This window comes from Actinacidiphila oryziradicis (genome assembly GCF_005047355.1).
GTDB classification, from domain to species: Bacteria; Actinomycetota; Actinomycetes; order Streptomycetales; family Streptomycetaceae; genus Actinacidiphila; species Actinacidiphila oryziradicis.
Genome location: NZ_SUMC01000158.1, coordinates 1 through 12,538 on the forward strand (window position 1 = coordinate 1; position 12,538 = coordinate 12,538).

General features: G+C 69.0%; 13 protein-coding genes and 5 pseudogenes. 5 read left to right on the forward strand and 13 right to left on the reverse strand.

Translation table 11 applies throughout. From position 1 onward, the window contains the following. Window positions 1-231, forward strand: a 231-nt coding sequence (locus FCI23_RS50720; RefSeq protein ID WP_169317087.1) for a universal stress protein, incomplete at its 5' end; no start/stop codon positions are given. A gap of 76 nt (window positions 232-307) precedes the next feature. Further along, window positions 308-601 (forward strand): annotated as a pseudogene (locus tag FCI23_RS50725) (putative PEP-binding protein); the annotation flags it as partial. Here the strand turns inward: FCI23_RS50725 and FCI23_RS50730 are convergent. From FCI23_RS50730 to FCI23_RS50745, 4 genes are all read right to left on the reverse strand, one after another. Further along, window positions 573-1,211: a CBS domain-containing protein gene (locus tag FCI23_RS50730; RefSeq protein ID WP_136730737.1), complete on the reverse strand. Its 639-nt coding sequence runs from the start codon at window positions 1,209-1,211 to the stop codon at window positions 573-575. The pseudogene FCI23_RS50725 and the gene FCI23_RS50730 overlap by 29 nt on opposite strands. 237 nt (window positions 1,212-1,448) lie before the next feature. Beyond that, on the reverse strand, window positions 1,449-2,105 hold the full coding sequence (locus FCI23_RS50735) for a helix-turn-helix domain-containing protein (protein ID WP_246144835.1): 657 nt from the start codon (window positions 2,103-2,105) through the stop codon (window positions 1,449-1,451). A 36-nt stretch (window positions 2,106-2,141) separates the two neighbouring features. After that, window positions 2,142-3,212, reverse strand: a complete 1,071-nt coding sequence (locus tag FCI23_RS50740) for a zinc-dependent alcohol dehydrogenase family protein (protein ID WP_136730738.1) — start codon at window positions 3,210-3,212, stop codon at window positions 2,142-2,144. Window positions 3,213-3,261: 49 nt separating this feature from the next. After that, entirely contained in the window at window positions 3,262-4,119 is an 858-nt protein-coding gene (locus FCI23_RS50745) for a universal stress protein (RefSeq protein WP_136730739.1), read from the reverse strand. 181 nt (window positions 4,120-4,300) lie between these two features. Between FCI23_RS50745 and ppk2 the strand changes: the two genes are divergently transcribed. Beyond that, window positions 4,301-5,152 carry a polyphosphate kinase 2 gene (ppk2, locus tag FCI23_RS50750; protein WP_136730740.1) on the forward strand — a complete coding sequence of 284 codons (852 nt, stop codon included), beginning with the start codon at window positions 4,301-4,303 and terminating at the stop codon, window positions 5,150-5,152. Window positions 5,153-5,201: 49 nt separating this feature from the next. On the opposite strand, the pseudogene FCI23_RS61750 reads toward ppk2, so the two are convergent. The 3 genes and pseudogenes from FCI23_RS61750 to FCI23_RS50765 form a co-directional block, all read right to left on the reverse strand. Then, window positions 5,202-5,450 (reverse strand): annotated as a pseudogene (locus FCI23_RS61750) (cation transporting ATPase C-terminal domain-containing protein); the annotation flags it as partial. A 189-nt stretch (window positions 5,451-5,639) separates the two neighbouring features. Continuing rightward, window positions 5,640-5,903, reverse strand: a pseudogene (locus tag FCI23_RS50760) (oleate hydratase); the annotation flags it as partial. A 103-nt stretch (window positions 5,904-6,006) separates the two neighbouring features. Next, window positions 6,007-6,393 carry a pyridoxamine 5'-phosphate oxidase family protein gene (locus FCI23_RS50765; RefSeq protein ID WP_136730741.1) on the reverse strand — a complete coding sequence of 129 codons (387 nt, stop codon included), beginning with the start codon at window positions 6,391-6,393 and terminating at the stop codon, window positions 6,007-6,009. A gap of 671 nt (window positions 6,394-7,064) precedes the next feature. On the opposite strand from FCI23_RS50765, the gene FCI23_RS50770 reads away from it, so the two are divergent. After that, entirely contained in the window at window positions 7,065-7,748 is a 684-nt protein-coding gene (locus FCI23_RS50770) for a CBS domain-containing protein (protein WP_136730742.1), read from the forward strand. A 136-nt stretch (window positions 7,749-7,884) separates the two neighbouring features. Next, window positions 7,885-8,253, forward strand: a pseudogene (locus FCI23_RS61755) (alcohol dehydrogenase catalytic domain-containing protein); the annotation flags it as partial. A gap of 111 nt (window positions 8,254-8,364) precedes the next feature. Here the strand turns inward: FCI23_RS61755 and FCI23_RS50780 are convergent. From FCI23_RS50780 to FCI23_RS50805, 6 genes and pseudogenes are all read right to left on the reverse strand, one after another. Next, complete coding sequence (locus FCI23_RS50780) at window positions 8,365-9,372, reverse strand: GlxA family transcriptional regulator (protein ID WP_211265839.1); 1,008 nt, start codon at window positions 9,370-9,372, stop codon at window positions 8,365-8,367. Next, window positions 9,360-10,013 carry an HD domain-containing protein gene (locus FCI23_RS50785; RefSeq protein ID WP_136730743.1) on the reverse strand — a complete coding sequence of 218 codons (654 nt, stop codon included), beginning with the start codon at window positions 10,011-10,013 and terminating at the stop codon, window positions 9,360-9,362. The genes FCI23_RS50780 and FCI23_RS50785 overlap by 13 nt, the downstream gene beginning before the upstream one ends. A 175-nt stretch (window positions 10,014-10,188) precedes the next feature. Continuing rightward, entirely contained in the window at window positions 10,189-10,311 is a 123-nt protein-coding gene (ykgO, locus tag FCI23_RS50790) for a type B 50S ribosomal protein L36 (protein WP_136730750.1), read from the reverse strand. Between the two features lie 232 nt (window positions 10,312-10,543). Then, window positions 10,544-10,777, reverse strand: a pseudogene (locus FCI23_RS50795) (MFS transporter); the annotation flags it as partial. A 154-nt stretch (window positions 10,778-10,931) separates the two neighbouring features. Then, window positions 10,932-11,267 carry a GlcG/HbpS family heme-binding protein gene (locus FCI23_RS50800; RefSeq protein WP_246144836.1) on the reverse strand — a complete coding sequence of 112 codons (336 nt, stop codon included), beginning with the start codon at window positions 11,265-11,267 and terminating at the stop codon, window positions 10,932-10,934. After that, entirely contained in the window at window positions 11,230-12,075 is an 846-nt protein-coding gene (locus FCI23_RS50805; RefSeq protein WP_136730746.1) for a hypothetical protein, read from the reverse strand. The genes FCI23_RS50800 and FCI23_RS50805 overlap by 38 nt, the downstream gene beginning before the upstream one ends. Window positions 12,076-12,538 lie beyond the last annotated feature (463 nt).

Consider the following 12,538-nt stretch of genomic DNA (forward strand, 5'->3'; position numbering starts at 1 on the left):
CTGGCCGAGGCGCTGCGTCCCTGGCGCGGGAAGTTCCCCAGCGTCGAGGTGACCGAGCAGGCCGTGATCGGCGTGGCCGCCCAACACCTGGTGGAGGCCGCGTCCGATGCCTCGCTGGTGGTCGTCGGTCGCCGCAACCGTCGGGCACCGGTCGGCATGCACATCGGACCCGTCACCCATGCGGTACTGCACCATGCCGCAGCCCCCGTCGCCGTCGTCCCGCACGACTGAAACCCGCACCGAACCCGTACCGGCACCCCGTTAAGGAGACCCCCGCCATGAAAGGAGCAGTCGTACGAGCCTTCGGCGCGCCTTCTTCTCCGCCTACCTCGACAAGGAGATCTTTACGGCCTCGCCCTTCGAGACCCTCGACCGCGACGGCGTCGGGCGCTTGGTGCGGATCGCGGTCGACGAAGGCCGCGCCGCCCGGCCCGGTCTGAAGGTCGGCGTCTGCGGCGAGCACGGCGGTGACCCCGATTCGATCCACTTCTTCCATGACGCGGGGCTCGACTACGTCTCCTGCTCGCCCTTCCGCGTGCCCGTCGCCCGACTGGAGGCGTGCCGGGCCGCTCTCACCGGGGAGCCATCGAGCCGTTCGTAATGTCGAAGGTGATGTCCACGACGCCCTCGACGGTCCGGACCAGGCGGGCTGCGACCGGCACCATCGAGGTGTCGTGGAGCAGCCCGCTCAGGGTGACGACGCCCTCGGACACGCCGATCTCCACGGTCTCCCAGGCAACGGGGAAGTACTGGGCGAGGACGTGGCGGACATCCTCCGCGATGTCCTCATCGGACCGCAGGAAGACCTTGAGCAGGTCACCCCGGCTGACCATGCCCTTCAGCCGGCCCTTCTCGTCCACCACCGGCAGCCGCTTGACCCGGTGCCGGGCCATCGCCCGCGCGGCCTGGGCGATCGGGGCGTCCGCACGGACGGTGACGGCGGGAGCCGTCATCAGCGCACCGGCGGTGACGGCGTCCGCCTTGGCCATCTCCTGCTCAGAGGGCCGCCTGCTGTCGCGGCGCTCCTCCTTGCGCAGCAGGTCGGCCTCGGAGACCACACCGACCACCCGCTCCTGGTCCTCCAGCACCGGCACGGCGCTGACTTTCCACTTCTCCAGCGTCCTCACGATCTCCTTGAACGGCGCCTCACTGGTCACGGCCACCACGGTCGCGGTCATCACATCGCCCACGGTCTGCGGATTCCGGATCATGTCGGCCTCCCTGGTAGCGGGACTGTCAAGACCATCGTCGGACATCGACGGCATCCCTGGCAGGGGCCGACCGGGCCACACAAGGGTCGTTCGCTCCCATGCGGACCCCGACGGCCCCTGCCCTCGTAGCCCCCTTGCTTGACGGGACTCCGTATGTGGCTTGGAGCTGCCTCAGGGGCCAACGGTCCCCGCCCGCCCGCCCGGCCGTTCGGGCCCTTTTCCATAGGCAGTACCGGATCAGCGGACCTGTATCCGCCGTCCGGTGATCCGTTCCGGGGCGATGCGCACCCACAGTTCGCGGTCGCCGCCCGCCCATGGCCCGGTCCGGGCCTCGTCAGCGAGGTGCTGGATGGCGGCGGGGTCGGTGACGTGCTCCGCGCGGCCGACGACGAGCACGCTCCAGCCCTGGCTCAGGGCCTCGTCGATGTGGTCCACCTCGAAGGCGGCCTCGGTGCCGGCGGCCAGGGCGGGCGCGGCGTCGGGCGCTGTCCGGAAGACGACGGCGCCGTCCACGACCGCGTAGTTGACGGGGACGATGGCGGGGCCGTGTGGCGTGGACACCGCGACGCGTCCCACGCCGTGGGTGGACAGCCGGGCCCGGCACTCCTGGGGATCCAGCTCCAGCAGCTCGGGGTGGTAGGCGGCCCGGCCCACGCCGGGCGGCAGATCGGCCCCGCCGCCGCGCAGCTCAGCCACGGTGGTCTCCAGCGCATTTGCCAGCATGAGCAGGAAGCCCGTGCCCGGGGCCGCGGCCGGTTTGTCCTCCACGTACTGCAAGTACGCCGGAGCCGTCCCCGCCCGGGCGGCCACCTCTTCTCGGGTCAGCCCCAGCTGCTGGCGTCGTAGGGCAATGCGCCGCCCGATGTCGCCCATAGTCCTCACCGGCTCGGACACGGCCGATCACTTCCTTTCACGGATTCCTGAACGTGTTCACGCGTCCCTGAGCGTCACTTCGTCGTGGTGCTTTCCGCCGAGTACGACCTTGAGTGCCCCGGTGTCGGCGGCCCGGGAGAAGACGTCGTACGCCTCCTCCATCCCGTCCAGCTCGAAGGTGTGGGTGACCAGCGACGACGCGGGCAGCCGGCCCGCGGTCAGCATGCGCAGCAGCGTGGGCGTGGAGTAGGTGTCGACCAGCCCGGTGGTGATCGTCAGGTTCTTGATCCAGAGGTCTTCCAGGTGCAGTGTCGCGGGCCTGCCGTGCACGCCGATGTTGGCGACGTGCCCGCCGGGGCGCACCATGCGCGTGCACATCTCGAAGGTCTCCGGCACGCCCACCGCTTCCATCACGACATCAGCCCCGAGACCCTCGGTGAGGTCGGCGACCAGCCGGTCGGGCTCTTCCGCCGCGTGTGCGACCGCGTCGGCGCCCAGCTCTTTGGCCGCCTCCAGGCGGGTCGGCGCGAGGTCGACGGCGATGATCCGGCCCGGCGAGAAGAGCCGTGCCGTGGCGATCGCGGCGAGCCCGATGGGCCCGGCGCCGACCACCACGACTGTGTCGCCAGGGCGCACCTGGCCGTTCAGGACGCCAACTTCGTAGGCGGTGGGGAAGATGTCGGCCAGCAGTACCGCGTCCTGGCTGTTCACCGCGCGGGGCAGCGGGTGCAGGGACAGGTCGGCGAAGGGCACGCGGACGTACTCGGCCTGGGTGCCGTTGATCAGGTGGCCGAGGATCCAGCCTCCGCCGCCGAGGCACTGCCCGTACGAGCCTTCCCTGCAGAAGCGGCAGCGCCCGCAGGCCGAGATGCACGAGACCAGTACCCGGTCCCCGGGCCGGACGGTACGGACACCGCTGCCGACCTTGACAACCTCGCCGACGGCCTCGTGGCCGAGGACGGTGCCGGGAGCGACTTCCGGCACATCGCCCTTGAGGATGTGCAGGTCGGTGCCGCAGATGGTGGTGGTGTCGACGCGGACGACCGCGTCCCCGGCGTCCTCGATCCCTGGGTCGGGGACGTCCTCCCAGGAGGACTGCCCGGGACCGTGGTACACGAATGCCTTCATGATCTTCCCTTCCTTCGTTGTCTCTTGGCGTCTTCCGGCCGGAGACCGCTCACTCGTACGGGACGATCGCGACCGGGCAGGCACCGTGATGAGTCACGGCCTGCCCCACGGGCCCGATCCGCTGCCCAAGGCCCCCGCCTCGGTGCGGGCCACGGCCGACGATCAGCAGTGCCGCGCCGGAGCCCGCGCTCACCAGCTTCCGGGACGGGCTGCCGGAGGCGATCTCCTCACAGACCCGCACCTCGGGGTACTTGGCCCGCCAGGGCTCCAGCGTGGCGCTGAGCATGCGGCCGTCCCCCTCCCGCGCATCGCGCAGGCTCGCGTCGACGAGCCACGGCGCGTACGCCCAGACCGCCGGAATCCGGCCCGCGTGCACAGCGCGCAGGACGGCTCCGCGCCGGGCGGCGGCGTCGAACGCGAACTCCAGGACGCTCTCGCACGGCCGCCGCAGCCCGAGCCCCACGACCACGTCGCTCTGTGCGCCGCTGCCGGTGCGGCCCCGTACCAGCACCACGGCCGTGCGTGCCGTAGCGGCGAGTTCCAGGCCGACCGATCCGAGGAAGAACCCGGCGACCGACCCGACCTCACGAGAGCCGAGCACCAGCAGCTGCGCCCCCTCCGCCTCCGCCAGCAGCACACAGATGGGGAAGCCGGGGATCTGTTCCGTGGCGATCCGCAGTCCCGGATACGCCCTGCCCAGCCCGTTCCGCGCTGTTCGCAGGCTGCGCTCCGCCCAGTGGTGCCAGGCAGCCTCCTGCTCCGGCGGCAGTTCCGGCTGTGGCTCCCCGGGCCAGGCGTTCACCAGCCTCAGCGGCGCACCACGCAGGTATGCCTCGCGGGCTGCCCAGTCCGCTGCGGCCAGGCTCTCCGGGGTACCGTCCAGCCCGACTGTGACAGGGCGCGTCATGGCCGCCTCCTTTCACGCGGCGGCGGTACGCCCCCGTGCGAAAACCGCCGCACCTCAAGCGTGGACCAGCACTCTTCGGGGCGCATGGGCCACTCGGGCCTCATCGCCCGGCCACCCGGCCCGCGCGATGGATTGCCGCGTAGCGTGAGACCGGGCAATTCACCCCGCACAGGAGGAGCCGATGGCAGCCGGCAAGAAGCACTCCGGGAACGGCACGCGGCCGGAGCGGTTGTCCCGGCAGGTGTACGAGCGCGAGCTCCTGCGTCTGCAGGTGGAACTGGTCAAGCTCCAGGAGTGGGTACGGGCCGAGGGCGCCCGGCTCGTCGTCGTCTTCGAGGGACGTGACGCGGCCGGCAAGGGCAGCACCATCAAGCGCGTCACCGAGCGCCTCAACCCCCGTGTCGCGCGGATCGTGGCACTGCCCACCCCGACCGAGCGCGAGCGCACCCAGTGGTACTTCCAGCGCTACATGGAGCACCTGCCGGCGGGAGGCGAGATCGCCCTGTTCGACCGCAGCTGGTACAACCGCGCCGGTGTCGAGCACGTCATGGGCTTCTGCACCAAGGAGGAGTACGGCCGGTTCCTGCATCAGGCCCCGATCTTCGAGCGGCTGCTGGTCGAGGACGGCATCCTGCTGCGCAAGTACTGGTTCTCGGTCAGCGACGCCGTGCAGGAGCAGCGGTTCCGCGCCCGGCTGGAGGACCCCACTCGCCGCTGGAAGCTCTCACCGATGGACCTGGAGTCCATCGGCCGGTGGGAGGCCTATTCGCGGGCCAAGGACGAGATGTTCGTGCACACCGACATCCCCGAGGCGCCCTGGTACGTCGTGGAGAGCGACGACAAGCGCAGCGCCCGGATCAACATGATCGCCCACCTGCTGTCCACCGTCCCCTACCACGAGGTCGGGCGGCCGGTTCTGGAACTGCCCCCACGCCCGCCGTCCACCGGCTACGAACGTCCTCCCCGCGACTTCCAGACCTACGTCCCCGACCACGCCGCTGCCCTGGGCGACGCCGCCGGGGAGCCTTCCTAGGGCCTGTCCGGGCGGACGGGTTTTCGGCGCGGGCGGCGCAGAAGCCGGTGAGGCCCGCGGCCAGGGCGGCCGCGAGAGCGGGCCAGGCCGGCGGCGAGGTCTCCAGGACATCTCGCAGGAACGGCACGTACAGCGCGGCGGCGCCCAGACCCACCGCAGCCAGCACGGCCGCCGGCAGGAACGGGTTCTCCCGGGTGAGCAGCCGCTCCCGCAGTCCCAGTACGACCCCGAGCTGGGCGGCCAACAGCGCGAGGAACAGCGTGGTCTGCCAGGGCTGCCCGGTGTGCCGGGCCCACAGACCGGCGGCAAGGCTCGCTGCGGTGGTTCGGTGCGGCTACCGGCGGTGCATGGTTCCCAGGGCGTGTGCCGGCACTCGGGGGTCGCGGTGGCCCTGGTAGACCGGCGGCGGCTGCTTCTTGAGGTGGAGCAGCACGGTGACGGCGGTCCAGGCGGTGCGCACCGAGTACTCGACGGTGAAGACCACGTCGTCCTCCGTCACCGACTTCGACGGGTCGTCCAGCGGGATCGAGGACAGCAGGTCGTACGTGCAGCGGAACTGGAGCTCGAACATCCGCCCGTCCCGCATGGTGTAGCCCGCCTCGGGGTCCCCTCCGGCATCCCGGCTGCCGCCAGTCCGCTCCTGCTCTTCCAGGAGCTGGATGTCGGTCCCCGCGAAGCCCCCGTCACGGATCAGGAACGCGGCTGCGGACAGTGCGGCGATGCCGCTTCCGACGAGATACGCCTTGGCCACGGCTTGCTCCTCAGCATAGGTGGCTTCGGTCGGTCGTGATCGGCCGCTGTGCTCACCACTGTTGTGCGCGGCCGCTGTTGGGCCACAGGGCCCATTGGTCACTTCACGACGGCCGACCGGCCCCCGTATCCTCCAGTGCCCGTCCGGTGACCAGCTCGGGGGCGACGGTGATGAACACCTCTTCCACCGGGGCCGTCCAGGACCGCACGCCCGAATCCCGCAACCGCTTCCGTTCGCCGGGGTCCGTCACCAGCGTGGCCCGGCCGGTAACGACGACGCTCCATCCGGTGTGGGCGGCCTCGTCGAACTGGTCCACCTCAAAGGCGACCACGGCGTTGTCCACGGCGCGGGCCATACGGGAGGCGGCCGAGGTGCGCAGGACGATGGAGAAGTCACGGTCGAGCCAGAAGTTCACCGGCAGGACGGCTGGCAGGGCCTGCTGCGTGTAGACGATGCGCCCGATGGGCGCCAGCGCCAGCAGCAGGAACACGCAGCCAAACCATCAACAGTTGAAGACCCTGGCCACTCCTGGGCGACGGCGAGGATGACGCCCACGTCGAGCAGTATGCCGACGATGAGCCACGGATCGTGGGCCTGATCATGATGGCCGTCGGATTCCTGGCGCTGGCCTCCTTCATCGGCGTGTCCGGCGGCCATGACGACCACCGTTACCGCGACTGAACACCAAGCCACCGGGCTGCGGAGAGCACGGGGGAGATGACCTGGTGACGGGGCCTGGGGGCGCTGAACCTCCGGTCGCCCCCGGAAGGTCTCTTGATCGACGTGTTGTCGGTGCACGGGGCGGTGAAGGCAATCGGCCGGGGCTGCCCGTGATCAAGGCCCGGCCGGCCCCGCACAACGCCGTCCCCGCCGCTCCCCTCGGCGGGCCTGGGCGACTGTGGGCTTTCACACGCCGGTCGCAACCACGGGCCCTCCCCTCGGCCGGGGCCTTGCGGCTGTCCGGCTTCGCGGAGGGACAGTCACGGGTGCGCAGGCGGGTCTCCGACTCGTGCCCGCTGTCAGCCCAGGAACGCCAGGCACGGCCGATGGGCCCCGACGCCGGGCCGAACGGCCCTGTGCGAAGGCCCTCCAGCGACGGAGAGTGGAGGGGAGACCGAGACGCTTTCAGAGAAGGAAACTTCCGGAGGAGGAGTGGAGACCATGCGGCACCGCAGCATCCACGACGTGATGACCCAGGACGTTATCAAGGTCCGCCCCGACACCCCAGTGAAGGAGATTGCGAAGCTGTTCAGCCGGAACGACATCACCGCGGTCCCGGTCGTCGACGCGCAGAATCGCCCAGTCGGCATCGTTTCCGAGGCGGATCTGCTCCGCAAAGAGGTGAGCGTTCCCGATCCGGAGGGCCGCGGCGCGGCCCGGCCGGCGCAGTGGCGAGTCGGAGAGCGGGCCCGGTCCGAGGCCGAGACCGCTGGTGAACTGATGACATCTCCCGTCATCACCGCCCGGCCGGAATGGAATGTCATCGAGGCGGCCCGACTGATGGACCACGAGAAGGTGAAGCGCCTGCCCGTGGTCGATGAAGTCGGCCGACTGGTCGGCATCGCCAGCCGCTGCGACCTGCTCCAGATCTTCCTCCGCCACGATGCGGCGATCCGCGAGGAGGTCCAATACGAGGTACTCGGCCAGGTCCTCTCCATCGCCCCGGAAGCCGTCCAGGCGGGCGTGCGAGACGGCGTGGTGACGCTGCGCGGCAGGGTCGGGCAGAAGAGCATGGTCCCCATCGCGGTCCAGCTCTGCCGCTCGGTCGACGGTGTCGTCTCCGTTCACAACGAGCTTGAGTTCGCCTACGACGACAGCGACAGCACATCCGGAGTAACCCGGTGAGGTCCAGCGGGACGGTGGCGGCGGCTTCGCAGCCGTAGGCAGCCAAAACCCATCAGAACCACTTCACTGGAGAAACGAGCTTACCGTCAATGCGTACGCCGCCACGTCCGCGACCGAACCGCTCACCCCGACCGTCATCGAGCGCCGTGACGTCGGCCCGCACGACGTCCTCATCGAGATCAAGTACTCCGGGATCTGTCACTCCGACATCCACAACGCCCGCAGCGACTGGGGCCCGTCGGCCTACCCCCTTGTCCCCGGCCACGAAATCGCCGGAATCGTCGCCCAGGTCGGCTCCGAGGTCACCCGGTACGCCGTCGGCGACCGGGTCGGCGTCGGCTGCATGGTCGACTCCTGCCGCGAGTGCGCCAACTGCCTCAAGGGCGAGGAGCAGTACTGCCTCAAGGGCAACACCCTCACCTACGGTTCTGTTGACAAGGACGGCACGCTCACCCAGGGCGGTTACTCCACCCACGTCGTCGTGACCGACGGCTTCGTCCTCCGCCAGGGGGCTGACCAGGGTCCGGGTGCGTTCGGGCAGCCCGATGTCCTGGGTGGGGTCGGCGTCGGTGAGGCCGAGTTCGCGCAGCACCCGATTGCTGGGTCGGAAGGGACGTCAGGCGTGCACCAGCGCCAGCGGGAAAGCTGTTGTCCGGAAACGCGCCCGGTACGCGGTGGGCGAGATCCCCAGGCTGTGCTGGAAGGCCCGGCGCATGGATTCCGCTGATCCGAATCCCGACTCCTCCGCAACGGTGTCGACCGCGTCGCTGCCCGCTTCGAGGAGTGCTTGTGCGGCTTCGAGCCGGACGGATTCGAGATACTGCCACACAGTCATACCGGTCTCCGTACGGAAGAGCCTGGTGAGATGGCGCGTGCTGACGCCTGCCTCATGCGCGAGGGTCTCCAGGCTGTGCGAGGTGCCGGGGTCGGCTCCGACCGTGTTCATGATGTGCCGGACCGCTGGGTGGGTGGCCTCGCGGGAACTGAGGCGGGCGCTGAACTGCGACTGCCCTCCGGGGCGTGCCATAAAGACCACGAGCTCCCGAGCGACGCTACGCGTGATGTCTGCCCCGTAGTCCTCCTCGACCAGGGCCAGTGAGAGATCGATTCCGGCTGTGACACCGGCGGAGGTGATGACCTCGCCGTCCCGCACGAAGATGGGGTCCGCTTCGACCGTGACCTGGGGATAGGCCGTGGCCATGTCCCTCGCGAGCTGCCAGTGGGTCACCGCTCGGCGGCCGTCGAGGATTCCGGCCTCCGCCAGGAGGAAGGCTCCCGCGCACACAGACGCGATCCGCTTGGAACGCTGTGCCAGATGCGCGATTTCGGCCACGAGGCCGCGGTCGGCCACAGCCTGTCGCCAGTCCTGCTTTCCCGGCACGAGCAACGTCCCCAGCCGCAGCGGCAGGTCCTGCCACCCGCCTTCCACCCCGAGGCGCACCCCGGAGGAGGTGCGGACGTCCTCGCCCGTGGGGGACACAAGGCGTACGTCATAGTTGGCGCCGTGCGAATTGGCTGTCGTGAACACTTCGACGGGCCCAGTCACATCGAGAAGCTGGGCTCCGTCGAAGGCCACGACCGTCACTACGTGCGCCGGGCCGCTGCCGGAGGTTACTCGGACCATGGCGAGTCGAGAATGGTGCGGACGAAGTCGCCTCGCTCGAAGCCCGGCACGTAGTGCTCCAGAACGTCCGCTTTGACGTTGCCGAAAGTGGTTTCCGGCTTCGGACGGATCCCGTCGGTGAAGGCGCTGAGGATCCGCTGCTTGAAATTCGGGCGGGGGTGCCGAGCGACGATCTCCTCGCGGTCGGCGTCGGAGATGTCCTTGTATCCGATGCCGAGTACGTCGTACTCGACGCCGGCGGTCACCAGCGCTACCTCGGGCTCCATGAACTCGGGTATCCCGGGGGTGGTGTGCAGGGCGATGGCGGTCCACACCCTGCGGATGCTGTCCTCCGGGACCTGATGGGCCTGCAGGAAGCGCCGCGCCTCGTCCGCGCTGTCGACCTCGAAGCGGCGGCCACTGGCTTGAAAGCGCTTGCTCAGCCCGAGGTCGTGGAACATGGCGCCGACGTAGAGGAGCTCGGGGTCGAAGCTCAGGTCGCGGTTTCGGCCCTGCAGAGCGCCGAACCAGTACACGCGGCGGGAGTGATGGTAGACGAGTTCGCTGGCTGTGTCCCGGACCAGCTCGGTCGCTTCCTTGGCGAGCCCCGTATCGGGCGCGCACACTCCGGCCACCTGGGCTGAGTAGGTTGTCGTTGTCATCGCGTTCACCCACGACTTCCGGTCAGTGATCGTGCCGGGCTTTCCGGCCACTGCCACCAGCTTCCGCCTGTAGGACGCGCCCGGCCATGGCCCAAGGGCCGGGTTGCCCACACATACAGACACGGCAGGCCGCGGCACGGTCACCGGGCTCTCAGCCGGCGCTCCGCGCACTCAGTCAGCCCTGGCGGGCCTTGAACCGCGGGTCCTTCTTGTTGATGACGAACACCCTGCCGCGTCGGCGCACGATCTGCGCCCCCGGCCTGGCCTTCAAAGCGCGTAGTGACTGTCGGACCTTCATGGTGGTGCCTTTCTCTCCGAGGCGCTCAAGTGCCACGGTCATGACAACCCTCTCGTGGCCCGTTTCATTCCGATTCTGTCGGCAACGGGTGAACGAGGCTCCGGATTCGGAGCCTCGTTCACCCGTTGCCGACAGCCGCCCGTTCGGTCAACTTTTACCTGGCAACCTCGACCTCGACCTCGATGTTCACCGCGGTAGCGCTGCGGCGCACCGGACGTAGGAAGTCCACCTCATCGCCCAGTCTGCCGGCCGGCACCAGTGTCAGCCCGAAAGTCAACGCGTAGCCGGCGACGGCCCAGGACACGTCGGCCGGCGACAGGTGCAGGCTGCGTTCCATCGATGGCAGTGCGATATTGACGATACTCACATCGAGTAGGGTCATGAACCCGGCGACGAGACAGATCACCAGCGCGTGCTGGCGTCGGGGATGGGTGTTTTCAGAGAATTCTTCGGCCGTTTTCTCCATGGAGCATCACAATTTTCACGTCGGGTGAATAGCGGATTCGCGGCGGTGGACCGCCGGGGTGGAGACGTCGTCTGAACAACGGGCGGGGCGGCAAGCGTGACAGTGCCGTCCCGCGCCGGATCGGCCCGAGTGGATGCAGCCGACTGTGCGGCGGTCAGCCTGCGTCGGCGACCAGGTCGACGCTTTCGACTCCGGCGACGGCACAGGCTTCGTCGTTCTCGGGACGGTCCCCGCTGACCCCGATCGAGCCGAGCAGGCTCCCCGCCGTGTCGCGGATCAGCACGCCTCCGCGGGAAGACGCGATGCGGCCCTCGGAGATGGCCGCCAGGGCAGCGAAGAAGGCCGGGTCGCGGGTCGCGTGCCGCGCACCGGCAGCGCCACCCGCGCCGGTGCCGAGGCATCCCCAGGCCTTCGCGTGGGCGATCTGTGGGCGCAGGATCCCGGAGCGCCGATCAGACGGCTTGCCTGGGGTTCTCGAACTGGATCCCACCGTCACTCTCGATGGTGTCGAACTGGTCCGAGGGGGTGCTCGGCAGCTGGACGGGGGGCAGGCCGACGATGTAGAGCACCGTCTCCTCGGTGGCGCTGACCTGGAGCTTCTCGCCGGCGTCGGCTTGGATCGCGGCCAGCCGCCCAATGCTCTCGCCATCCACCGTGGCGGCGCCGGAAAGGGCGACGATCAGGCGCCGGGCGCCCTCACTGGTCGGAGACCACTCCGCCCCGGCATCGATCTTGATCATCTCGATCCAGAAGCCGCGCTCGGTGAACGCACCCATGTATTTGCGCTCCACGCCCGCCGCATCCGGGATCGGCAGCCAGTTGAAGTGCGCGGGGTTCATGATGAGGACGCCCTTGTAGCGGGGCCGGGGGAACCTGGTCGACCTGCGCTCGCGCCGCCGCTCGCCCTCCGGCCGGCTCGAGGCCGGTCCCCGGCCGCGACCGGCGCCCATGCCCAAGCCAGAGGCACCGCCGAACTGCAGCACCAACTGCAGTTGCTTCGGGTCACCGATCGGGTCGTCCTGCGGGCCGTAGGTCTGCCCCTCGGGGAAGTAGCCGATCTCGCCCTCGTGCAGGATGCCCTGCTTACCCAGGTTCATGTCGCCGACCAGGGGGAGGCGGATCTGTTCGAAGGTGTGGCGGTGCCGGGGCATGTTGAAGTCCGCCTCTTGGCGGCCCAGGATGTAGCGGTAGTTCTCCGGGGTCTCGGGCTCACCACCCATGAGCAGGTAGTTGAAGGACACCGTGCCCCTCGGGTGGTCCATGTGAAATGCAGATTCGTCGAATGGCGCGATCTTCATCTCGGTCCTCCGTCTTTGTTTCGGCTGTGTGCTGCGATTCCCTGGCGCCTGGCGGCGAAGGCCGGAACCAGTGGTCGCACAGTCCGCCGCTGTTTTCCGACGGCGCTTGATTATCGCCCTGAAAAGCTTGGTAGGTTAGGATCAAGGTACGTGGCGAGCTTTGCCGCCTTATGGGATAAGCGTTAAGAGTGCTGGAGACCCCACCGTGGGCCGGGGAACAGCGGAAACAGTGGACACTACCTACCAAGTAGCTCTAAACTAAGTGCGACTAGGGTTCCCTCACGGGGTTCCGCGGTGAGCCCAGGAGGTCCGGGTACGGGGGAGTCCTATCCGGGTACGGGGAGTCCTAGTGTCTCGTGATCCTGTTTGTGTCACTTCGCGTTGTTGTCGACGAGTTTCTTGATGTTGGTCTGGACGAGTCGGACCTTGGCGAGGATCTCGTCGGCGGTCGCGGTCCAGGTGA

Coding starts and splice junctions, on each gene's coding strand:
- FCI23_RS50730 (WP_136730737.1), bottom strand. CDS start 1,211: ATGATCCGGAATCCGCAGACCGTGGGCGATGTGATGACCGCGACCGTG.
- FCI23_RS50740 (WP_136730738.1), bottom strand. CDS start 3,212: ATGAAGGCATTCGTGTACCACGGTCCCGGGCAGTCCTCCTGGGAGGAC.
- FCI23_RS50745 (WP_136730739.1), bottom strand. CDS start 4,119: ATGACGCGCCCTGTCACAGTCGGGCTGGACGGTACCCCGGAGAGCCTG.
- ppk2 (WP_136730740.1), top strand. CDS start 4,301: ATGGCAGCCGGCAAGAAGCACTCCGGGAACGGCACGCGGCCGGAGCGG.
- FCI23_RS50770 (WP_136730742.1), top strand. CDS start 7,065: ATGCGGCACCGCAGCATCCACGACGTGATGACCCAGGACGTTATCAAG.
- FCI23_RS50780 (WP_211265839.1), bottom strand. CDS start 9,372: ATGGTCCGAGTAACCTCCGGCAGCGGCCCGGCGCACGTAGTGACGGTC.
- FCI23_RS50785 (WP_136730743.1), bottom strand. CDS start 10,013: ATGACAACGACAACCTACTCAGCCCAGGTGGCCGGAGTGTGCGCGCCC.
- ykgO (WP_136730750.1), bottom strand. CDS start 10,311: ATGAAGGTCCGACAGTCACTACGCGCTTTGAAGGCCAGGCCGGGGGCG.
- FCI23_RS50805 (WP_136730746.1), bottom strand. CDS start 12,075: ATGAAGATCGCGCCATTCGACGAATCTGCATTTCACATGGACCACCCG.